General features: G+C 49.4%; 22 protein-coding genes and 1 pseudogene. 21 read left to right on the forward strand and 2 right to left on the reverse strand.

Annotation, left to right across the window (positions count from 1 at the left end; translation table 11 throughout):
- The first annotated feature begins 43 nt into the window (after positions 1-43).
- The 7 genes from AAFJ72_RS07720 to AAFJ72_RS07750 all read left to right on the forward strand — a co-directional run bounded on the left by AAFJ72_RS07720 (position 44) and on the right by AAFJ72_RS07750 (position 5,656).
- Positions 44-304, forward strand: coding sequence for an IreB family regulatory phosphoprotein (locus AAFJ72_RS07720; protein ID WP_122905989.1), 261 nt, complete (start codon positions 44-46; stop codon positions 302-304).
- A 9-nt stretch (positions 305-313) separates the two neighbouring features.
- Positions 314-730 carry a Holliday junction resolvase RuvX gene (gene ruvX, locus AAFJ72_RS07725; protein ID WP_432776656.1) on the forward strand — a complete coding sequence of 139 codons (417 nt, stop codon included), beginning with the start codon at positions 314-316 and terminating at the stop codon, positions 728-730.
- A gap of 6 nt (positions 731-736) precedes the next feature.
- Positions 737-1,027, forward strand: coding sequence for a DUF1292 domain-containing protein (locus AAFJ72_RS07730; protein WP_122905972.1), 291 nt, complete (start codon positions 737-739; stop codon positions 1,025-1,027).
- 178 nt (positions 1,028-1,205) lie between these two features.
- Entirely contained in the window at positions 1,206-2,306 is a 1,101-nt protein-coding gene (gene mltG, locus AAFJ72_RS07735) for an endolytic transglycosylase MltG (protein ID WP_432776657.1), read from the forward strand.
- Between the two features lie 70 nt (positions 2,307-2,376).
- Positions 2,377-3,021: an O-methyltransferase gene (locus AAFJ72_RS07740; protein ID WP_432776658.1), complete on the forward strand. Its 645-nt coding sequence runs from the start codon at positions 2,377-2,379 to the stop codon at positions 3,019-3,021.
- A 42-nt stretch (positions 3,022-3,063) separates the two neighbouring features.
- Positions 3,064-3,708 carry a uridine kinase gene (udk, locus tag AAFJ72_RS07745; protein ID WP_432776659.1) on the forward strand — a complete coding sequence of 215 codons (645 nt, stop codon included), beginning with the start codon at positions 3,064-3,066 and terminating at the stop codon, positions 3,706-3,708.
- 118 nt (positions 3,709-3,826) lie between these two features.
- Positions 3,827-5,656, forward strand: a complete 1,830-nt coding sequence (locus AAFJ72_RS07750; protein WP_432776660.1) for a peptidoglycan D,D-transpeptidase FtsI family protein — start codon at positions 3,827-3,829, stop codon at positions 5,654-5,656.
- A gap of 43 nt (positions 5,657-5,699) precedes the next feature.
- On the opposite strand, the pseudogene AAFJ72_RS07755 reads toward AAFJ72_RS07750, so the two are convergent.
- Positions 5,700-6,059 (reverse strand): annotated as a pseudogene (locus tag AAFJ72_RS07755) (Mov34/MPN/PAD-1 family protein); the annotation flags it as partial.
- Positions 6,060-6,230: 171 nt separating this feature from the next.
- Here AAFJ72_RS07755 and AAFJ72_RS07760 point away from each other — a divergent pair.
- The 7 genes from AAFJ72_RS07760 (at position 6,231) to AAFJ72_RS07790 (ending at position 11,072) form a co-directional block, all read left to right on the forward strand.
- Positions 6,231-7,295 carry an HD-GYP domain-containing protein gene (locus AAFJ72_RS07760; protein ID WP_122905977.1) on the forward strand — a complete coding sequence of 355 codons (1,065 nt, stop codon included), beginning with the start codon at positions 6,231-6,233 and terminating at the stop codon, positions 7,293-7,295.
- Positions 7,296-7,496: 201 nt separating this feature from the next.
- On the forward strand, positions 7,497-8,063 hold the full coding sequence (locus AAFJ72_RS07765; protein WP_432776661.1) for an N-acetyltransferase family protein: 567 nt from the start codon (positions 7,497-7,499) through the stop codon (positions 8,061-8,063).
- 278 nt (positions 8,064-8,341) lie between these two features.
- The gene (locus tag AAFJ72_RS07770) at positions 8,342-8,971 is read left to right on the forward strand and encodes an SMI1/KNR4 family protein (protein WP_432776662.1); all 630 of its coding nucleotides are present in this window, start codon (positions 8,342-8,344) and stop codon (positions 8,969-8,971) included.
- A complete protein-coding gene (locus AAFJ72_RS07775) occupies positions 8,920-9,336 on the forward strand; it encodes a hypothetical protein (RefSeq protein WP_007782264.1) in 417 nt (138 codons plus the stop codon). Before AAFJ72_RS07770 ends, AAFJ72_RS07775 begins: the two co-directional genes overlap by 52 nt.
- Entirely contained in the window at positions 9,333-9,752 is a 420-nt protein-coding gene (locus AAFJ72_RS07780) for an immunity 22 family protein (protein ID WP_005832514.1), read from the forward strand. The genes AAFJ72_RS07775 and AAFJ72_RS07780 overlap by 4 nt, the downstream gene beginning before the upstream one ends.
- Positions 9,753-10,143: 391 nt before the next feature.
- Entirely contained in the window at positions 10,144-10,428 is a 285-nt protein-coding gene (locus AAFJ72_RS07785) for a DUF4183 domain-containing protein (protein ID WP_005832515.1), read from the forward strand.
- 230 nt (positions 10,429-10,658) lie between these two features.
- Entirely contained in the window at positions 10,659-11,072 is a 414-nt protein-coding gene (locus tag AAFJ72_RS07790) for a DUF4183 domain-containing protein (protein WP_309479573.1), read from the forward strand.
- Positions 11,073-11,610: 538 nt separating this feature from the next.
- On the opposite strand, the gene AAFJ72_RS07795 is transcribed toward AAFJ72_RS07790, so the two are convergent.
- Positions 11,611-12,534 carry a tyrosine-type recombinase/integrase gene (locus AAFJ72_RS07795; protein ID WP_432776663.1) on the reverse strand — a complete coding sequence of 308 codons (924 nt, stop codon included), beginning with the start codon at positions 12,532-12,534 and terminating at the stop codon, positions 11,611-11,613.
- Between the two features lie 124 nt (positions 12,535-12,658).
- Between AAFJ72_RS07795 and AAFJ72_RS07800 the strand changes: the two genes are divergently transcribed.
- The 7 genes from AAFJ72_RS07800 (at position 12,659) to AAFJ72_RS07830 (ending at position 21,238) form a co-directional block, all read left to right on the forward strand.
- Positions 12,659-13,243, forward strand: coding sequence for an HD-GYP domain-containing protein (locus tag AAFJ72_RS07800; protein WP_432776664.1), 585 nt, complete (start codon positions 12,659-12,661; stop codon positions 13,241-13,243).
- An 85-nt stretch (positions 13,244-13,328) separates the two neighbouring features.
- Positions 13,329-13,754: a chemotaxis protein CheW gene (locus AAFJ72_RS07805; protein ID WP_432776665.1), complete on the forward strand. Its 426-nt coding sequence runs from the start codon at positions 13,329-13,331 to the stop codon at positions 13,752-13,754.
- A gap of 11 nt (positions 13,755-13,765) precedes the next feature.
- On the forward strand, positions 13,766-15,778 hold the full coding sequence (locus AAFJ72_RS07810; RefSeq protein WP_432776666.1) for a chemotaxis protein CheW: 2,013 nt from the start codon (positions 13,766-13,768) through the stop codon (positions 15,776-15,778).
- Positions 15,779-15,894: 116 nt separating this feature from the next.
- Positions 15,895-15,969, forward strand: coding sequence for a hypothetical protein (locus AAFJ72_RS07815; protein ID WP_432777159.1), 75 nt, complete (start codon positions 15,895-15,897; stop codon positions 15,967-15,969).
- 149 nt (positions 15,970-16,118) lie between these two features.
- On the forward strand, positions 16,119-19,205 hold the full coding sequence (locus AAFJ72_RS07820; RefSeq protein WP_432776667.1) for a methyl-accepting chemotaxis protein: 3,087 nt from the start codon (positions 16,119-16,121) through the stop codon (positions 19,203-19,205).
- Between the two features lie 106 nt (positions 19,206-19,311).
- Entirely contained in the window at positions 19,312-20,157 is an 846-nt protein-coding gene (locus tag AAFJ72_RS07825; RefSeq protein ID WP_432776668.1) for a CheR family methyltransferase, read from the forward strand.
- Between the two features lie 43 nt (positions 20,158-20,200).
- Positions 20,201-21,238 carry a protein-glutamate methylesterase/protein-glutamine glutaminase gene (locus AAFJ72_RS07830; RefSeq protein ID WP_432776669.1) on the forward strand — a complete coding sequence of 346 codons (1,038 nt, stop codon included), beginning with the start codon at positions 20,201-20,203 and terminating at the stop codon, positions 21,236-21,238.
- The last annotated feature ends 30 nt before the right edge of the window (positions 21,239-21,268 follow it).

The following is a 21,268-nucleotide window of genomic DNA, read 5'->3' on the forward strand; positions in this document are numbered from 1 at the left end:
GTAGCAAAAAACCGAAGTTTTTAAGGAAATCGAGGTGTTGATTGTGAGTTCGTTGGATAATACCATGAAGTTTACGGTGCCCAAGGAAGCGAATTCGGCGGATGTGCAGGCAACATTGACTGAAGTGTACAAAGCCCTGCAGGAAAAAGGATACAACCCGATCACCCAGATCGTCGGTTACTTGCTTTCTGGCGACCCGGCGTTTATCCCACGCCACAACAACGCGCGTAGCCTGATTAGCAAACTGGAACGGGACAAAATCATAGAAGAGTTGGTGACTGTTTACTTGTCCGAGCGCAAGTAGACCTTGAACATGACGAGATGGATGGGATTGGATGTAGGCGAAAAGACGATTGGCATTGCGGTCAGCGATGAGCTGGGATGGACCGCCCAAGGGGTGGAAACGATCAAGCGGCAATCCAGGGAAAAAGATTTGGCCCGCATCCAGGAATTGGTGGCGCACTATCAGGTAGGTGGATTCGTAGTAGGTTTGCCGAAAAACATGAATGGCACAATCGGACCGCGCGCCGAGATGTGCCAGGCATTCGGCAAGCTTTTGGAGGAACGGACATCTCTTCCTGTCCACATGTGGGACGAGCGATTGACAACCATGGCAGCAGAGCGCATGCTGATCTCTGCGGATGTCAGCCGTCAAAAGCGCAAAACCGTAATTGACAAAATGGCGGCCACATTAATCCTGCAAGGATTTTTGGACGCAAAATCGAGGTGACCCGAAGTGAGTGAAGAGATGATGGAAGAATTCGAAGTAGGCGACGTGATTGCCCTGACGGAAGAGGGAACAGACGAGCCGCGGGATTTTCGGATCATGTACATTTTTGATATTGAAGACCGCAGCTACCTGGTGCTCGTTCCGGTCGACCAGGAGGAAGAAGAGGAGTACGAGGTTCACTTCCTGCGCTATGACGGTACGGACATGCTCCAGCCAATCGAAGATGATGAAGAGTGGGAGCAAGTAGAAGCGACCTTCGAAACATTGATTGCTGATTTGGAGAAAGACGGGATTTAAACATTTGGGGAGGGGGCGTATGCCCTCTCTTTTTTTCTTTCAAAATAACGGTTTGGTGGCCAAAGTTCTTTCTTCGCAGTCTTTTTTCGCCAATAAATCGTATACAGTGACAGCGAAAGTCACCTCTTGTATAATAGACGGGATGGAGAGAAGAGACCCTAAAGGGAGGATTTCTAGCTTGAAACCAATGTCAGCGAAGCCTGATTTCAGAGCAGACAGACCTGCCGCATCCCGGCGCAGGAGAGGCGGCAGGATTGTCATGTGGCTGTTGGCCATGTTTCTCATCGCCCTGTTGGCCGCCGGGGGAGCAGCGTGGTACGTGTACGCAGGGCTGCAACCCGTCGATGGCCCGCAAACAGCCAAAAACGTTACGATTCCCACTGGTTCCTCCGTGCGGGAAATCGGCAGACTGCTGGAAGAGCAAGGGCTGATTCGCAATGCCGAGCTGTTCCAGTACTACGTGAAGTACAAAGGGGTGGCCCCGCAGCTAAAGGCAGGGGAGTACCAGTTTACAACAGGACAAGCGATTGACGATATGCTTACGGCGATGGCAGAGGGAAAAACGGTCGTGAATGCCGTTCGCTTTACCATCCCGGAAGGCTGGAACATTGAGCAGATTGCCGAGCATTTGGACAAGGAAGGCATTGTCGGGAAAGCTGCCTTTTTGCAGGAAGTGAACGAAGGAGAGTTCCCGGAATACGAATTTGTGGCCCAGATTCCGCAAAACAAGGAACGCAAGCATCGTCTGGAAGGGTATTTGTTCCCGGAGACGTACGAGGTGAACAAGGACGCCACGGCGCATGATGTCGTCTCCAAGATGCTGGCCCAATTCGAGAAAGAATGGCAGCCGCAGTGGACAGAGCAGCTCAAACAGCGCGGGCTTACACTGGACGAGGCGGTCAGCCTCGCGTCCATCGTGGAGCGGGAAGTGACGGTAGACAAGGAGCGGCCCATCGTCGCCGGTGTGTACTACAACCGCATCCGCGATAAATGGCCGCTGCAAGCAGACGCGACGGTGCAGTTTATTTTGGGCAAGCAGCGGGATCGGCTGACGTATGAGGATTTGAAGGTGAAAAGCCCGTACAACACGTACCTGAACCCAGGCTTGCCGCCGGGACCGATTGCCAATCCGGGCAGAGCCTCGCTGGAAGCGGTCGTCAATCCCGCCCAGCACGACTACTTTTTCTACGTCACGAAAAAAGACGGAACATCGGAGCATTACTTTTCCAAAACACTTTCTGAGCACAACGCCAATGATGCAAAAAGCAGGGGAAACTAACCAGGTTCCTCTGCTTTTTTTGGCGAGTTATGCTATAATAATGCGGTTGTAACGAAAGAGGAGTGAAATCATGATAACCAATCCCGCAATCGACGACTACGTGTCGGGTCTGGTTCCGCCGCGATCGCCGCTTCTGGCGCGACTGGAAAAGGAAGCTGCCGAAGAAAATATTCCGATCGTTCAGCTTGCTTCCGCTCAGGTGATGAGAATGCTGCTCTTGCTGCATCGCCCCCGGGCGATTTTGGAGGTAGGGACAGCAATCGGCTATTCGACCATTTGGCTTGCCGAAGCAGCACCGCAGGCGCGGATTGTCACGATGGACATAGATGAAGAACGCCTGGCACGGGCACGGGCCAATGTAGCGGAGGCGGGCTGCGCAGACCGGGTTGAAATATTGTCGCGCGACGCAACGCTTGGACTGCCTGATTCCTATCAGTTCGACTGCCTGTTTATCGACGCGGCAAAAGGACAGTATCGGGCGGTTCTCGATTTGTATTTGCCTTTGCTCCGGGAGGGGGGACTTGTCATCAGCGACAACGTCCTGTTCCGCGGATTAGTGGCGACGCCAGACGAGGCGAGCAAAAGACAAAGACCGATGGTGGACAAGCTGAACGCCTTCAACGCCCATCTGGCGGAGCGGCCGGATTTGGAGACGACGTTCATCCCGGTAGGGGACGGACTGGCGGTCAGCCTGAAAAAACAGATACAGCCGTAGGGTGAAATCGTTAGAAGCAGCATGAGGAAGGGGACATGTGGCATGGGTAATAACCCCGTACTGATTGGGGTAGCAGGAGGAAGTGGTTCCGGAAAGACCACGGTGGCAAAGGAGCTGTACAACCAGTTCCGCAACGACAGCGTAACGATGATCGAACAAGATTCGTACTACAAGGATCAAAGCCATCTGAGTGTGGAAGAGCGCGCCATGACGAATTACGACCATCCATTCGCCTTTGACAACGATCTGCTCTTGCACCACTTGCAGGAGCTCCTGCAGGGCAGGGCGATCCAAAAGCCGATCTACGATTTCAAGATACACAACCGCAAAAGCGAGCAAGTTCGGGTAGACCCGAAGGACGTCATCATTCTCGAAGGGATGCTGATTTTGGAGGACGAGCGGATTCGCAACCTCATGGATATCAAGGTGTTCGTCGACACGGATGCGGACGTGCGCATCGTCCGGCGGATCGTGCGCGACATCGAGGAACGCGGTCGGTCGCTCGAATCTGTGGTCAATCAATATTTGAACGTAGTGCGTCCGATGCACCTGCAGTTCATTGAGCCGACCAAGCGCTATGCGGATGTCATCATTCCCGAGGGCGGCTACAACCGGGTGGCACTCGACCTTTTGTCGACCAAAATCAAAAATATTTTGTTGGAAAAGCGGCAGTCTGCGAAGCTGTAGCATCCCATCCGCTTTTGACCCAAAGCACACTGCGAGTTGCAGTGTGTTTTTTGTATGGAAAAGTTTCCCGCCCGGCGCTTTCGGCAATACTGGGAAAAAAGGGCGGGGAGGGAAACGCATGCAGCTTGATCGACGAATCAAACGACGGCATTTTCTCGTACTGATGGCGATGACACTGCTTTGGCTGGTGCTGATCGCCCGTCTGTGGTGGATACAGCTCGGCGCGCCCCATCGGTTTTCCCGGCGCGGAATCGATCTGGTGAAAGCTTCGGTCAAGCAGCGGCAGCAAAGCTTCGTGCTGCACAGCGGCCGTGGAGATATTTTGGATCGCGGGGGCTATGCGTTTACAGGCGTAGAGCATCTCGCCCTGATTTTGTTTCCGCTTGCCCGCGGCAGCCTGGAAGGGACAGAAGGGCTTGCCAGACTGGCGGAAATTACAGGCCAGTCCAAAGAACGGTTGTCCGAGACGATGGAAACAGCAAAGGTCCCGCTGCTCTTGCGCAGTGAAACAGGCAAGCTGATCGAGCTTACCCAAAAGCAGGCAGACGAGATCAATGCGCTGGCGATTCCCGGTGTCGTGGCATTGGCGGTGACAGAGCGCTACCGCCCCGACGAAGTAGCCAAGCACCTGATCGGCTTCATTCACAAAAATCCAGAAATGGTGGAGTCCCTCTACCCGGACGAATGGGCGAGCGGCAAAATGAATGCGGAATCTACCGTCGGCGCGTCCGGACTGGAAAGAAGCTTTGACCGCTTTTTGCAAGGAGTGGAGCCGTCTGTCCTGTCCTACTACGTCGACGGCCAGGGCAAGCCGCTCCGGGGGCTGGACATCCGCTATACGAAGCCAAGCAATCAGTATTACCCGCTGTCGCTGTTGACCACGCTCGATGCGGATATTCAACGGAGATTGGAAGCGGCAGCCGATCAGGCAGGTCTGAGGGAAGGCAGCATCATCGTCCTGGATGCACAAAACGCCGATATGCTCGCGGCTGTCAGCCGTCCAGACTACGACCAGACGAATGTGAGCGGGCAGGCAGACGCGTGGAAAAACAGAGCGTTCAAGCAGTTGCCGCCAGGTTCCGTCTTCAAGACAGTGGTAGCTGCTGCCGCATTGGCAGAAGGCGTAATTTCCCCGACAGAGCGGTTTACATGTACGGGTGAGTATGGCAAGTACCATTTTTCCTGCTGGAAAAAGGAAGGGCACGGCAGCGTCACGATGGAGGAGGCTTACGCGGAGTCGTGCAACATCGCTTTTGCCGAAATAGCGAAAAGAGTCGGGGCAAAAAAACTGGAGGAGTACGCCGCCAGATTGGGCTTGACCACGCAGGTAGGGCATGCGACTGCGCACCTGTTCAAGCTGGACGGGTTCAAACAGCTCGATGGCGAAGAGAGCGGTCGGGTGTTTGCGAAGGACGTGTCCTACGAGGACGAGGGCGTCTTGATCCAGAGCGCAATCGGCCAGCGCGATGTGCGGATTACGCCGTTGCAGGCGGCAAACATGATGGTGACGATCCTGCGCGGCGGTCAGCCCGCGCAGGTCCGTCTGGTCAAGGAAATTACCTATCGAAACGGTCAATCGTTTTACCAGTTTCCAGAGCAGAAACACGATGCAGCCGGAATCGACTATGTGACAGCGAGCAAGCTGCGGAAAATGATGCGCAAGGTCGTTACGGCTGGGACCGGCCAAATGCTGCTGGATGCTTCGTGGCAGGTAGCCGGGAAGAGCGGGACCGCCCAGACAGGGAGTACAGGCGATTCCAGAAACCACCTTTGGTTTGTCGGCTACGCTCCTTTGGAGGAGCCGCGCTATGCGATCTGTGTCGTATCAGAGAACCAGCCAAGCTGGGGGAAGAACCAGGCGATGGAGCTTTTTCGCCGAGTTGTCGATGAGCTTGCCGATTATACAGCTCGATCTTCCCAACTTCGCGCAGGGTATTCCCGAGAATAAATCCACGAGCTTGAAGCTGATTGCGCTTGCCAAGCCCGACAATCAGCATCAGCGGAGAGGAAGACATGTACATCGACTGTGATGCCTTTGTCCAGATGGTTCGTTTGTCCCCTTTGCTCGGGGACAATCGCTTGATCGTGTGGCTATGCCAATCGCCGATGTATTGCCACTGGCGTTTTCTGCTCAGCTTGCGGACGAGTCTTTTCAAATAATCATCATCGAAAAAGATCGAGTGCGGCTGATGAATCGCATTTGGCCCCGGGTCGCTGGCATACGTCACGACCCATTTTTCATTTCCGAGCGGATACCCCATCAGGACCCCTCCTGTTTCCAGCGAGGGTTTTTTTCGTACAGCCTGCTCGATCTGCTTCCATGCCTTTGGCGTGATGTACAGTGTTGTCATGAAATGCGTTCCCTCCTCCACATTACCGCCAGCATTCGTTCTATATCGTATGTGCGGCGAATGCAGAAGGTCCCGCTTGCGAAATTTTGACAAATTGTCGAAAAAAGGATTGTAACTCTCGTCCTTCCTTTCTATAATTTAGGAGAATACATGACTGGAAAGGGTGATTGTATGCCTACGGCACCCGTCAATCAAAAATTGATTGGACAAGTTCTGGCAGATGACATCTACTCTAGCAGCGGGGTTCTGCTGCTCGGTAAGAATACGACGATTACGTATGCACATGTGGATCTTCTCTGGAAACAGCGAGTGCGCGAGGTAACAATCGTGGATCCTTGGACAGAAGGAACGGGAGAGCAGGTTTCCCAGCAATTATTCCAGTTGGAAGCGGATGAGGAAACTGTCGCTTTTTACGTACAAGCCCTGGACGAGACACGGATGATTTTCGAACAGTTGCAGCAAGGCAAGGTGGCGAGTCTGGAGCATTTTTCGCGAATTTTCACAAATGTGCTCGAAAAATCGACAAAACAGTTGGGGCTGTTTCGCTCCCTGTACGTGCTGGAAGGAGCCGACAGCTATACCTATCGGCATTCCTTGAACGTAGGCATTCTCTGTTCGTTGATTGCCCGTCTGCTGAAATGGGACGAGCAGCAGGTGACGTTTATGGGAAACGCGGGCTTTTTGCATGACGTGGGCAAAATGCGCATTCCCAAGGAAATTTTGCTCAAGCCGGGCAAGCTGACGGAAGAAGAATTTGCCATTATGAAAAAGCACACGACCTACGGCTACGAAATGATTCGCAAGATGGAAGGCGGCACAGAAAAGCTGGCGCTCTGTGCGCTGCTTCACCACGAACGGCTGGACGGCTCCGGCTACCCTGAGCAGCGGAAAGGCGACGAAATCCCGCTGGAGTGCCAGGTTTTGGCGGTTGCCGACATATTTGACGCCATCTGTTCCGACCGGGTTTACAAGGGCAGGACTTCTCCCTTTGAGGCGGCGCAGCTTTTGTGGAAGGAAGCGTGCAACGGGCTGTTGAACATCGAGGTGGTCACTATTTTTGTGCGATACATCGCCTTGCTGTACGTCGGGGCGAAAGCGCGCCTGAGCAACGGAGATGAGGTAGAAGTGATCCTCATTCACCCGGATGAGCCGATGCGGCCATTGGTACGGCGCAGCGGGGAGTTTCTCGATTTGCGATACGAGCGCAAGCTGACCATTGAAAAAATGATCGGGTAGGCGCGGACAGACCGTTCTCTTCATGAGAGCGGTTTTTTTTTGTTGCTAATTTGTGACAGCTGTGAGGATAGCTCGACCTTGGGTGCAAAGTGTGCCACAATGAGACTGATGTTGGCTCTGGCCAGCAAAAAAACGTGTCGCTTTCTAAGCCGTCTTTTTCGGAGACGGCGCATGGGCACGCACACGCAAGGAGAGAGAACCATGATACGTAAAGCGGAACCGAAAGATGCAGCATTTGCGGCACCGCTGATTTATCAGGCGATCGGTGATATTGCCCATACCTTGACGGGAGCGGCTGCGGCTGGCGAGGCGATTTCGCTGATGGCACAGTTTTTCGCGCAGAAACGAAATCGGCTCAGCTACGAAAATGCGGTCATCGCCATGGAAGGAGACGAGCCTGTGGGACTTGCCCTTTTTTATCATGGCAGCCAGACTGAGGTGCTGGATCGGCCGTTTGTCGAGTTTGTGAAAGAGCGGACGGGGATTGCTCCCACGCTGGTCAAGGAAGCGCGCGACGATGAATTTTACCTCGATTCGGTAGCGGTACGCTCCGACAAACGGGGAAAAGGGATCGGCAAAAAGCTGCTGGCAGCGTTCGAGCAGGAAGCCATCCAGCGCGGTCATGACTGTATCGCCCTTTTGGTGGACAAGGAAAATCCCCGCGCGTACCAGCTCTACGAGGCATTGGGCTATCGTCAGGACGGAACGGTTATGGTGAGCGGGCATCAATTCCGCCATATGGTCAAAAGGGTATTGGTGTCGGTATAGATCGTAGCGGTGTAGGAAAAACGTTTCCGATTCGAAGGAAACGTTTTTTTGCATGCGGGTGTGCGGTGGCATGGGGAGATGGAGCGGCTGGAGTGATTGGTAAGTGGCGGTTGGGGACGACAGGTACGGTCAGCATGCGGCCAGCCAAGTTTTGAGCATGTTAGCGTGGAAAATTTGGTTGAAATTGGTTCTTTGGAAGGTTGAAAATCGACGGCTACATTCGTAACAATAAGAAAAAGCAGGTCAAGCCAAGCATGGACAAAAAAGGAGCTGCCTGAATGCGCGAGCAGATGGAAAAGTGGGTTCACGCGTGGAAAACGCTTATGACGGACATGGAAAGACAAGGGGCGCGTATTTGGCCGCTCATCATCGGGCCGCCTGCTGCGCCAGAGCAAGTCGCAGAGGCGGAAGCGCGGCTGGGGATCAGGTTGCCTGCGGCCATTCGCCGGATTTTGCTTGCGGGGACGAGTCGCGTCCAGGTTGGCTGGTCGTTGCCAGCGAGAACGGGCGAGCCTTTTTCCCTCAGCGGGGATCTCGGCTGGAGCCTGGACGGCTTCGAGTGGCCTTATTTTGGCGACGAGGAAGACCCGAGCGACGAGCAGCGGTATCTTTGCTTCCACACAGGAGGCAATGGCGACATGCTGCTGCTGGATTTGCGAACTGGCGCAGACGATCCGCCCGTGTATGCCTGGGGGCATGAGACAGGCGAGTTTCTTTTGCTGGGGCAAAGCTTCACGGCATTTGTCGACCGGGTGACAGCGCTTGGGTGTATCGGGGCAGAGAGCTGGAACTACGAGCCGTTTGCCGGAGCGGATGGCCTGGATGTGCACGGGCACAACGCAGAAAGCTGGAAGCGGTGGCTGCAGAGCGTTCGCTGGAAGAAGCGGCTACTGACTTTTCCTGGCTGATCGAATACGCCGCGATGCACGGAGCAGGGGACGAACGCGTCCGGGTGGCGTTTCGCCAGTATGCGCCGGACAGCATTTTGCAAGCATGGGTGACAAAAATCGCGCAGGAAAAGACCTTTTCCGGAAGGGAGCCATGGTGCGAGCTTTTGGCGGAAACGCAGGGAGCCAATGCTGCGGGCTGGGTTCGTTCGCTGTGGAAGCCGCAGGAAGGAGAAAAGCTCGTGTCTGGCAGCCAGCGGGCTTATTTGACCGCAGCGTGCCTGCCCTGCCGGAAGCAGAAGGGCTGCCGCTCGTTCTTGCGGAGTTGGACGAAGAGGCCGGGAGTGGAGGCAGATCATGTCGGGCAGGAGGGGAACGGGGAATGAAGCATGTCGTTGCGATTTGGGGAACGACCTTGCAGACGGACGAAGAGCTGCAGTCTTTCCTGCAGCCTGAGTACACGGAGGACGGGGACGTGATCCCGTCCGGATTTATGGCCGCCGCAGGGCTGGATTGGGTTGACGAAGATTTTTTCGAGGTGCACGCGGTGGCGCAGGTAGAGGAGCGGGCAGCGTTTTTGGCTTATTTGCAGCGCGAGTGCGTATCCGCCGGGGAGAGTTTTGCCGAAAAAATTCCGCCGAACCTGTCCGGGGAGATTGCCCGTTTTCCGACAGTTATTTTGCTCTACGGGCAAGTGACCAACTACGGGACTGTGAATGAAGCTTTGTTTGCGCTGACGGGTGAGCAGCACGTAGGCGATGGGCTTGTGGAGCTGTTGGCGACAATCGAATATGAGGAATGAGCAGGGGCGTCCGGCTGAGTGCGGGCGCTTTTTCTATTTTTCAAGCTGGGGAGAGGTTGAGTCATAAAGGGGAAGCAGAAGGCTAACGTTTGGGAACAGACGCGCTATTGCCTTTCTTCTATTGAAGAGAGGTGCCGAAAGGGCAGCAAGGCAAGAGGGGGCACTTTTCTAGCAAGAAGGAGCCTAGATTATCTTTTGTTTCGAATAGGGCTCATTCCGTCTGGCTGCGTTGTTCTGGCAACGCAGATAAATACACGGTGTGCAGGTTCGAAACCGATAAAAAATACGTCCTCCCAGATGATGTTTGTCCGTTTCGGGAACGCAGATTCGTTCATTTGATATGTATTGTAAGGTTTTTTCCTTACGTACTTTACATGAGGAGTTGGTGTGCATGCCAATCATCAAACCGTTTATGACGTCTCTGCGCTTCACCTCGACGATGGGAGCCGGAACAGGTACAGGAGCCACTTTTGCGATTGCAGCAACCGAGTTCAGTACAGATGCGGGTACTGCGGCTACTGCATTCCCAAGCACCTTTGCCTTCTACAATCTCTACATCAACGGCGTCCTGCAGCCAGGAAACACGTCCACCATCAGCACAACCACTATCACGATCCCGGATGGCGACGCTGAGAATGCGGGGACACCTGTCTTGGTTGAATTCGTCGTCAACTAAAACAAGAGATCCACTCAAACGGGAAGCCCCAGGCGATTGTACATGCCTGGGGTACTCTCGTTCCGTCGCCAGACTGTCTGACATGGGTGGGAGAAGTGGCGCACGCTCCTTTTTTGCCCGTTCTCGTTGGACAAAAAACAGCTTAGCCGAGTTACGCATGGAAAGCTTTGGAGGTGAACCGGCAGCCGCAAAAACGCACGCATCATTCGTATAGAGAGGAGGGAAAAGTTTTGCAGCAAAGAAACATCCAGTGCAGCGCCGCCAATCGGACGTACTCCCTAAATGTGCGTTATCAGCTCATGCCTTTGGGATGTCCAGACATTTTTCCGGGACAGCCGTGCCCTACCTGCCCCCCTTGCCCGCCGTGTCCGTGCACGCCAGGACTGCTGACCACCACGATTTATCAATACACGACGTTTTCCGATGGACAAAAAAATGTGTACACCGACGCGGATGCCGCGCCACAGCTCAGCACCTCAGGGATTCTCGGACAGCAGTCGGTTTCGATCGTCAATTTGTTCATCAACGGGATTTTGCAACCGCCCAACAGCTATGTCGTGCAAAACGGGCTGCTGGTTCTGAGCGAGGTACCCTCCCAAGGCGTCCCGATTATTTTGCAGTTTATCCAAATTGCAACTTCCTGAAACTGGGATGTAAAGGAACGAAAAGCCAAAGGCAAGCCCGCCAGGAGGCAGAGCCCGTTTTTCCGCTGGTACTTGCACTTACGGGTATTCGCCCACATAAATCAACGCTGCGCTTTCCCTTGTGCTGAAGGAATTCAGTGTAGCCGATCCACCTCACGTACGGTTTGATGAGGGGGAACTGAAACGAGTTCTGGCGACCTTCAGGTCGCCAGAACTCGTTTCAGTTCTCTACTCTACAAACAGATACTTTATTATATAAACAGGTAAGCGAAACGGGTAGGTATTGATGTGTGCGGCTCAAAGCCAGTCTCAAGAGAATGGAGATTATCTTACGGATAATGATATCTTGGCGAATTATGTATGAATTTACCGCTAATTGGGATAATGATAATATGATTATCATTATTAATGTCGCACAACTGAACTTGTACGACATATTAATACAATATTCTGCAAATCTCGACCCAAATATACCATGAGAAAACATTTTTTTCAATCATTTTCTTATAGAAGTACGAAGTATGTTTCAGCTTGCTCACTAGAGTACTTCCTTTAGGCAATCTTCGACAAAATCCGGAGCTGCTTTTTTGATTTGCTCCACTGTATGTATATAACGTTGTGTCGTATTGATGTGGGAATGCCCCAGAGTCTGTTGCACCTGTTGAAGGGACGCCCCGTTCAACAAAGCCAAGGTTGCATTGGTGTGCCGCAACCAGTGGGGGGTTACCTTCTTGGAAAAATTCGCTTTTTTACGGGCGATTTCGATGATTCGTTCAACCTGACGGGTGGTAATCGGAAAAACTTTGCCACTTCTTCTATCTTCTATACGGTATGAACAAAGCAGGTTCCAGAGCATCTCGGGTACCTTCACCTCCCGTTCTTTCCGACCTTTTCCATTAAGCACGGTCAACCAAATGGAAGTTCCCATGGGATCCGTATGAAAATCGTCCCATTCAATAGAAACCAATTCGGAAACTCTCAGACCAAGCAAAACCAAAGTCAAGCCGATGACATAATTGCGAAGTCCCATGGTGTTTAATTGCTGTAATATCTTTACAACCTCATGTTTCGTTAAAAAATGACGCCTGCTGTTATTTGAAACTTTCGGTTTTTTGATGCATGCTGCCGGATCGTGTGAAAAACAATTAATATTGACACTGTTCCCCCACTTATAAAGGGAACGAAGCGGAGCCAGTAATACGGAGATTGTCGCTGTGGAATACTGACGATTATTGTTTTCATCCCTCTTGAGCAGACTCAGTTTATAAAGTTCGACATCCCTCCAAGTAACGTCATTAAGCCTTTTTTTACCGATGAATTTTTGAAAGCGTTCAATTGCGTACTTATAATTTCGCAAGGTGTTTTTGGAGTGTTGATAGGTTGCCAAAAACATACTGACAATTTCTTCGTCCGTCAATTCCTCCTGCTCTTTTTCAATTGGCCCCACGATAGCATGTTTCATTTTTTGTCCCTCCTGATGTCGTACAAGTTCAGTTGTGCGAAATCGTTGAGTATGGCACTTAACGCAATAAGTAACAAAACAATATGGGTCCTGTCAACATTATCTTTAATGGAGGGACATCCTATTGAATCAACGTATCGCAAGTTGGTTGCACAAATTATGGTTGCACGATTCGACTACTTATCATCACAGTATTCGCGTTAGTAATATGGCAAGACGAATGGCCGCAGAATTAAATTTAAATCAAGAGCAAACGCAAAAACTTGTACTGGGATGTTCATTGCACGATATCGGGAAAATTTTTGTTCCAAGATCCATTTTAAGAAAATCCTCCGCACTGACCCAAAATGAATGGGAATTAATTAAGCAACATCCGATGTGGGGAAACGAATTATTACAGAAGGAGGGCATCACCAACCAGGATGTTACCAGTTCGGTTCTCTACCATCATGAACGTCTGGATGGAACGGGTTACCCATTCGGTTTGATTGGCAGTGACATCCCATTCTACGCCAGAATTTGTTCCATATTGGATGCGTTCGACTGCATGGTTTCGGATCGCCCTTACCGTAAAAGCATTTCGTTCGCGGATGCCAAAACAGAGTTGTGGAAAAGTCGAAACACGCAATTTGATCCGTACTATTTGACTGTATTTCTACATGTGTGTGAATCGCACTTTATTGAGCTGTACCATACTCATGAATGTTAATAACAGACAGCCGGCATGATCTGCCATATCTTCTATCCGAATCCGCATTCCTTGGTTGAGTGACTATACCCAGGGGGGTGAAATAATGGAAGTTTCACAGCAAGACCAGTATATAGTGATTGAGCTTGGCACAGAAAAATATGCTCTTAAGATTTCCGAAGTCTATGAAATTATAAAAAAGCAAAAAATAACAGCAGTGCCTAACAGTAAGGCTTTTTTGGAAGGTGTTACGAACATTCGGGGAAAAATTGTGCCAATCATCAGTTTGCGTAAAAGATTTCAATTGGGAGAGACGTCCGTCATTCATAAAGCGAGAATCGTAGTGGTAAATCATAACGAAGAAATGATCGGCATCGCTGTAGATGGAGTTAATCAGGTAATCAAATTTTCCGATATACAGCCCTCTACCGAAATTGTTTCTGGAGTTGACGGCAGTTATTTTCAAGGGATTGGTCAGTCGGAAGATGGATTTATCGGCATCTTAAATCTAGAACATGTTCTTGTAGGGTAAGGGGGGGGCATATGAATCGTTCGGAACTGATGGGAGTCTTCCTATCTGAAGTGGAAGAACAACTTCAATTGCTGGAACGGGAAATTCTGAATTTGGAACTGCAAGGCGAGTCCCCGCAAATCATACAAAGCATTTTTCGGGTTGCTCACACTTTAAAAGGTTCATCGGCTGCGATGGGTTTCGAGGAAATGAAACAATTAACCCATGAAATGGAAAATATTTTGGACAAGATCCGAAATCAATATTTGCCGGTGACGCAACAGGTTGTAGATATCTTATTTCAATGTTTGGATCATTTAAACGGGTTAAAAAAAGAGATTGAACAGGAAGGTGCAACAAAAACGAATGTCGATTCCATCGTGCATCAATTGCAGCAGTTGGAAAACAGGTTGGAAGAAAATTTTGGATCGGAGGGTAATCTGTCTGCGGATGAAAGACAGGAATTAACGAAGTGGATATGTAAAGTCCGTTTATCCGATCAGTGCGAGATGAAAATTGCTCGTGCCCACATTGTAATAAACCATTTAAAAAATTGTGCGTCCGTTATTTCGATGGAACCAGACCTGGATAGCATAACCGAAGAAGCAACCTTTAATGAAATCGCCTGTATCATCACAACTAGTTTGGATCCTGAAATTATTCAGCATAAATTGGGCGAGCTTCTTGATGTTGAGGATGTCAAAGTGACGCCTGTCTCAAATCACAGCTCGGATGATCTTACTGTGTCATTGACAGAAGCCAAAAAGGACGTGGAGAAAAATAACAAAACCCCCAGCAAGAGCGAAACGGAAGGAAAGAAAATAGGGCAAACGGTTCGTGTTGATGTCGATCTCTTGGAGAACATTATGAATTTGGTTGGCGAATTGGTCATTGACCAGACAAGAATCGCCCAAGTCGGAAGTTTGATGCGCGACCGTTATTCCACGGACGAAACAATTGATGATCTGGAGCAAATATCCAATCATTTCAACCGAATTATCGGGGAACTTCAAGAATCCGTAATGAAAACACGAATGCTTCCCATTGAGCAGTTGTTCAGCCGGTTCCCAAGAATGGTACGGGATTTGTCCCGAACGTTAAACAAGGAAGTCAATCTGCTGCTTGAGGGGAAAGAAACAGAACTGGATCGGACTGTCATAGAGGAAATTGGAGATCCATTGATTCACCTGATCCGAAATTCCATGGACCACGGCATAGAAGAACCGGAAGTCAGAAAAAAACTGGGGAAATCACCCAAGGGCACAATAACGATTAAGGCATCCCACCAAGAAAATCAGGTGGTATTGACGGTAGAGGATGACGGGGCAGGCATAAACGCGCAGAAAGTAAAAGAATCCGCCATTAGCAAACAACTGATTCCTGCTCAAAATGCCGAAATGATGTCACAACAGGAACTGATTAATCTTATTTTTCTTCCCGGTTTTACCACAGCCCAGTCCGTCAGCGATATATCGGGACGCGGAGTCGGAATGGATATTGTCCGAAATCATATCGAGAAATTAAACGGTTTAATCGATGTAGAAACCCGTTTGGGCGAGGGAACGAAGTTTACGATTAAATTGCCTTTAACTTTAGCTATTGTTCGGGGGCTTCTGATTAAGTTAAATAATACAATTTATGCCCTGCCCATGAGTTGCGTGATCGAAATCGTTCGCATGTCTAAAAAAGAAATACGCTCCATCAAGGGACAAGCTGTTGTACAAATCAGAGATAAAGTTTTTCCTCTTATAAGGCTTCACGATTATTTTAGAATGCCTTCCGGTAATACAAATGCCAAAAATGTATTTATCGTGGTTGTTGGACTGGCGGAAAAAAGACTCGGTCTGGTTGTCGATGAATTGGTCGGCAGCCAAGAAATTGTAGTAAAATCCATAGGTTCCTATATCGGACAGGTCGAAGGCGTTTCGGGGGCCACAATTCTAGGTGATGGAAGCGTAGCGCTGATCTTGGACGTAACCGGAGTATTCAAATTGGCAAATAACTTTAAGTCTATCGAGTCCGAAGTCACAGATGATGTGGTCTAACCATATCGATTTTTCACAGTAATGGAGGGGATAATCGTTGATATCTGCCCATCGATTGCAAAACACCCAAATCCATAGTCGGAGTTATCAATCTTCGCGGGGAAATCATACCCGTAATCGATCTTAGAATTCAATTTTTGAAAGAACCGATAAAGTCCAAAAAACAGCGTATTATTACAACCGGTTCCTGACATGATCGTTACTGAACAAACGGCTTATATGAGAGTAATCTGTAAAATGGACAATCGTCTCATTATATTGCTTCGTCTGGATCACTTGTTAAACAAGTTGGATATGAATTTCATCATCAACGAAGTTGAAAATGGGAGGAAAACAGTCAATGAGTACTTTGACCAAAAAACTTACTCACAAATTCATGAAAGTTGCAGGAGTTTCTGAAACCATTGAAGCGGCTATAACAGATTCAAAAAGATTAGAGCAAAATCTGAAGGATCTTTTCGTAATTACGGAACAGATTTCTCATGGGACCAGACAGCAGTCGTCATCTATTGAGTCCACATCCGGTCTAGTTGAGGAGATATCGAAATCCATTGGAGGGGTAAGCAATAATTCAGATCGTCTGGCTGCTTCCGCGAATGAAATCGCGGAATCCATCCAGGAGATGGTCTCTTCCATTCAGCAAGTAGCCGGAAACGCTGAAAGCACGGCAAGTTTCGTGGAGCAGATTTCCGCATCCATTGAAGAAATGGGACAGTCGATTCAAGGCGTAGCCGATAATGCTGCGAGCTTGACCGTTTCGGCGGAAGAAACTTCGAATGCCATCCAGGAGATGGTCGCTTCCATTCAGCAAGTAGCTGGAAATAGCCAAAGTACGGCAAGTTCCGTGGAGCAGATTTCCGCTTCTATTGAAGAAATGGGACAGTCGATCAAAGGCGTAGCCGATAATGCGGTAAGCCTGACCGCCTCCGCGGAAGAAACTTCGACTGCCATCCAGGAAATGGTCGCTTCCATTCAGCAAGTAGCCGGAAATGCTGAAAGCACGGCAAGTTCCGTGGAGCAGATTTCCGCTTCTATTGAAGAAATGGGACAGTCGATCAAAGGCGTAGCCGATAATGCGGTAAGCCTGACCGCCTCGGCGGAAGAAACTTCGACTGCCATCCAGGAAATGGTTGCTTCCATTCAGCAAGTAGCCGGAAATGCTGAAAGCACGGCAAGTTCCGTGGAGCAGATTTCCGCTTCTATTGAAGAAATGGGACAGTCAATCAAAGGCGTAGCCGATAATGCGGTAAGCCTGACCGCCTCGGCGGAAGAAACCTCGACTGCCATCCAGGAAATGGTCGCTTCCATTCAGCAAGTAGCCGGAAATGCTGAAAGCACGGCAAGTTCCGTGGAGCAGATTTCCGCATCCATTGAAGAAATGGGACAGTCGATCAAAGGTGTAGCCGATAATGCGGCGAGCTTGACTGCCTCGGCGGAAGAAACCTCGAATGCCATCCAGGAAATGGTCGTTTCCATTCAGCAAGTAGCCGGAAATGCTGAAAGCACGGCAAGTTCGGTTGAACAAATCTCCGTATCCATTGAGCAGATGGGAAAATCGATTCGCGGCATTGCCGCAAATGCAGACCAATTGCAGCAAATCGCCGGAGATACCTCTGCATCGATTCAGCAAATAGCGGCTTCGATTGAACAAGTGGCTAACAATGCGCAAAATGTGAATTCACTTACAAGCCAGGTTCAAACGGATGCCGAAGATGGACAAAAGGCGGTTAGTCAGTCCATCACAGGAATGAAAGAAATTGCGGATGTCGTAAAACAGGCCTCTGGCGTCATGACCAATCTGGGGAAAAGCTCAGAAGAAATCGGAAGCATTATTGAAGTCATCGACGATATCGCCGAGCAAACCAACCTTTTGGCACTTAACGCCGCGATTGAAGCTGCAAGGGCGGGCGAACACGGAAAAGGATTCGCAGTTGTTGCCGATGAAGTGAGGAAGCTCGCCGAAAGAAGCGCAAAAGCCACAAAAGAAATCGCCCAATTAATCAAAGGGATTCAAAGTGAAACAACCGATGCCATCAAAGCTATCGAGATTGGTATGGTAAAAGTCGAACAAGGAAACAGATTGGCGGATGAAACAGGTGTAGCCATCGAAAAAATAGTAACTGGAGTCGAAAAAATTACGAATGAAATCAGACAGATCACTTCTGCTACCGTTGAACAGGCCAAGGGAAGCGAACTAATCGTCAAATCCGTAGGCGACTTAACCATTCAGTCAGAAATGATGACTCAGGCGACGAAGGAGCAGGCCATCTCTGTCGAAGAAATCATCAAAGGTGTAGCGAACGCCCGTGAACAGGTGCGTCAAATCACCGTAGCAACTGGTGAACAGGCAAAGCAAGGCAACAATATCGTAAGGGCGGTAGAAAATGTAACAGAACAGGCCGCTATGGTAACTCAGGCGACGAAGGAACAGGCTGCCGGTGTTCAGGAAATTATCAAGGGGGCAATGAACGCCCGTGAGCAGGTGCGTCAGATCACCGTAGCAACTGGCGAACAAGCTAAGCAAGGCGAAAATATCGTAAGGGCGGTAGACAATGTAACAAAACAGGCCGCTATGGTGACTCAGGCGACGAAGGAACAGGCCGTCGGCGTCGAAGAAGTCATCAAGGGTGTAGCGAACGCCCGTGAGCAGGTGCGTCAGATCACCGTAGCAACTGGCGAACAGGCAAAGCAAGGCAACAATATCGTAAGGGCGGTAGACAATGTAACAAAACAGGCCGCTATGGTGACTCAGGCGACGAAGGAACAGGCCGTCGGCGTCGAAGAAATCATCAAGGGTGTAGCGAACGCCCGTGAGCAGGTGCTTCAGATTACCGTAGCAACTGGCGAACAGGCAAAGCAAGGCAACAATATCGTAAGGGCGGTAGAAAATGTAACAGAACAGGCCGCTATGGTGACTCAGGCGACGAAGGAACAGGCCATCGGCGTCGAAGAAGTCATCAAGGGTGTAGCGAACGCCCGTGAGCAGGTGCTTCAGATTACCGTAGCAACTGGCGAACAGGCTAAGCAAGGTGAAAATATCGCAAGGGCGGTAGACAATGTAACAAAACAGGCCGCTATGGTGACTCAGGCGACGAAGGAACAGGCCGTCGGCGTCGAAGAAATCATCAAGGGTGTAGTGAATACCCGTGAACAGGTGCGTCAGATTACCGCAGCCGCAGTGGAACAGGGAAAACACGGAAATGATATTGTAAACGGCGTCGAAAATGTAGCAAAGCAGGCTGCAGAAGTAACGGAAGCAACAAAATTTCAACTGAAAGAATTGGACAAGCTCGATCAGACGATTTCCAATACGGAACAGGTTGTCCAACAGAATATTCAGGCCGTGGAAAGGATGGTTGGGGTTGCACGAGAATTGGCAGACCGATCCACGACAATTAATCATTCACTTCGAATAGTGCAAGCCTAACTCGTTCGACGGAAAGTATCAGTTCTTTATTATTCTCTAAATTGAACCATTGAGATAGCTTTAAGGACTTTGTCAATGCGCTGCTCATATGGGAGATGGAACATTCATGAATATGGAGTTCAAAAACGAAATTCGGGATAATGATATGTGCTTAAACGATTTGGCGCAAATGATATATGATTTTTGCGGGCTGAATTACTTGGGCAATCTTTCATCGCTTGCATCAAAAGTGTCGAAGAGACTATCCGTTCTAAATATGTCGTACTGGGAGTACACCGAATTCTTAAAAAGGAACCAGCAAGAATGGAATAACCTTGTTGAACTCATTACCAACAATGAGACCTATTTTTTTCGTGAAGAGAGCCAGCTAAATGAATTAAGGGATGCGGTTCTTCCCCAACTTCGGAATAAAGAATGTGTTTGGATTTGGAGTGCAGCTTGCTCAACGGGAGAAGAACCTTACAGCTTGGCGATGACAATCGCAGAATCAGGGATTGTACCTCTGGAATCTGTACGTATCATTGCAACCGACATCAATAAAAAAGTTCTGCAAATTGCAAGACGCGGGTGGTACCATAAAAATTCGCTATGCTTCCGCCGGACTCCTAAGGAGATGTTGGATAAATACTTTATTCCGCAAGATGAAGGCTTTCATATCAAGAGCTTCATTAAAGACAGGGTTGAATTCCGGTATGCGAATCTTTTAGATGATGAGGATATGGCGGCGGTCGAAAAAGTTGATATCATTTTTTGTAGAAATGTGCTTATTTATTTCGATTCCGTAACAACACGCCGGGTCGTTGCGAAATTTTACGATCGTTTAAATTCGGGTGGATTTTTATTTCTGGGACATGCTGAAACGATAACGGGCATGAACATCAATTTTGCAACAATAAATGCTCGGGCGGCATTTTATTACCAAAAAGCGGACGTTGAGAGTTCGGCATTTTGATGAGACGCCAGCTTTCGGCATTTTTATAAGGAGGCAAAGGCAATTGAATCGGTACGGTGTGCTGATCGTCGATGATTCTTCATTCATGAGGAGGGCCATCAGCCTCTTATTTGAGAAGGATCCGGATTTTTTTATCGTAGGAATCGCCCGCAATGGCCTGGAGGCAATAGAAAAGATAAAGCGTTTCAAACCGGATGTCGTTACAATGGATGTGAAAATGCCGGAAATGGACGGGATAACCGCCTTGGAACAAATCATGAAATACCATCCGGTAGCCGTCGTAATGCTGAGCACACTAACAGACGAAGGAGCGGAAGCCACTCTAACTGCATTACAATTAGGTGCGATAGACTTCTTTTCAAAAAACTCCTTGATGAAGGATCCTGCGGAACCTAAAATCATTGACGATTTTCTGATGAGGGTAAAGGCCGCTGCCAGTGCAAAATTACCCATAAGGAACAATATTGCATCTGTAAAAGAAGCAGTGAAAGAAAAAAAGAAACCGGGCTCCGCTTCCGTTGATCTGCTCATTATCGGATGTTCCACAGGTGGACCGTCTGCCATACAATCCATTCTGCCGCGATTTACGCCGGACTTTCCGGCAGGAATTGTGGTTGTACAACATATGCCGCCCGGATTTACCAAACCTTTGGCAGACCGTTTCGATACTATTTGTAATTTAAGAGTGAAAGAAGCAGAAGATGGCGATGTTGTGATGCCAGGGATCATTTATATTGCTCCTGCAGGGTATCAAACTTTATTTCAAAAAACAAATGACGGAAAGACCATACTGAAAATTGTGCTGGATGAGAGCAAATTGTACAAGCCATCCATTGATGTTACGATTCATTCCGCATCTTTGATTTATCGCGACCGTTTATTGGTCGTTATTCTTACAGGAATGGGCACGGATGGGTTAATTGGTTGTAGTGAAGTGAAGCGGCAACGGGGGCATGTGATCGCTGAAGCTGAAGAATCATGTATCGTATATGGTATGCCTAAAGCTGTTTATGAGGCGGGGTACGCTGATCGCCAAGTGTCTTTACCTAATATATATCAAGAGATTCTATCATTTATTTAGGTGGATCTCGGGCGTACATCCATTCGTATC

Source organism: Brevibacillus gelatini, from assembly GCF_050920745.1.
Classification (GTDB): domain Bacteria; phylum Bacillota; class Bacilli; order Brevibacillales; family Brevibacillaceae; genus Brevibacillus; species Brevibacillus gelatini.

Bases quoted from the DNA above. Each gene is read 5' to 3' on its own strand.
- AAFJ72_RS07825 (WP_432776668.1), top strand. From the start codon at position 19,312: ATGAATATGGAGTTCAAAAACGAAATTCGGGATAATGATATGTGCTTA.
- AAFJ72_RS07820 (WP_432776667.1), top strand. From the start codon at position 16,119: ATGAGTACTTTGACCAAAAAACTTACTCACAAATTCATGAAAGTTGCA.
- AAFJ72_RS07785 (WP_005832515.1), top strand. From the start codon at position 10,144: ATGCCAATCATCAAACCGTTTATGACGTCTCTGCGCTTCACCTCGACG.
- AAFJ72_RS07750 (WP_432776660.1), top strand. From the start codon at position 3,827: ATGCAGCTTGATCGACGAATCAAACGACGGCATTTTCTCGTACTGATG.
- AAFJ72_RS07780 (WP_005832514.1), top strand. From the start codon at position 9,333: ATGAAGCATGTCGTTGCGATTTGGGGAACGACCTTGCAGACGGACGAA.
- AAFJ72_RS07765 (WP_432776661.1), top strand. From the start codon at position 7,497: ATGATACGTAAAGCGGAACCGAAAGATGCAGCATTTGCGGCACCGCTG.
- udk (WP_432776659.1), top strand. From the start codon at position 3,064: ATGGGTAATAACCCCGTACTGATTGGGGTAGCAGGAGGAAGTGGTTCC.
- AAFJ72_RS07805 (WP_432776665.1), top strand. From the start codon at position 13,329: ATGGAAGTTTCACAGCAAGACCAGTATATAGTGATTGAGCTTGGCACA.
- AAFJ72_RS07810 (WP_432776666.1), top strand. From the start codon at position 13,766: ATGAATCGTTCGGAACTGATGGGAGTCTTCCTATCTGAAGTGGAAGAA.
- ruvX (WP_432776656.1), top strand. From the start codon at position 314: ATGACGAGATGGATGGGATTGGATGTAGGCGAAAAGACGATTGGCATT.
- AAFJ72_RS07795 (WP_432776663.1), bottom strand. From the start codon at position 12,534: ATGAAACATGCTATCGTGGGGCCAATTGAAAAAGAGCAGGAGGAATTG.
- AAFJ72_RS07760 (WP_122905977.1), top strand. From the start codon at position 6,231: ATGCCTACGGCACCCGTCAATCAAAAATTGATTGGACAAGTTCTGGCA.
- AAFJ72_RS07770 (WP_432776662.1), top strand. From the start codon at position 8,342: ATGCGCGAGCAGATGGAAAAGTGGGTTCACGCGTGGAAAACGCTTATG.
- AAFJ72_RS07740 (WP_432776658.1), top strand. From the start codon at position 2,377: ATGATAACCAATCCCGCAATCGACGACTACGTGTCGGGTCTGGTTCCG.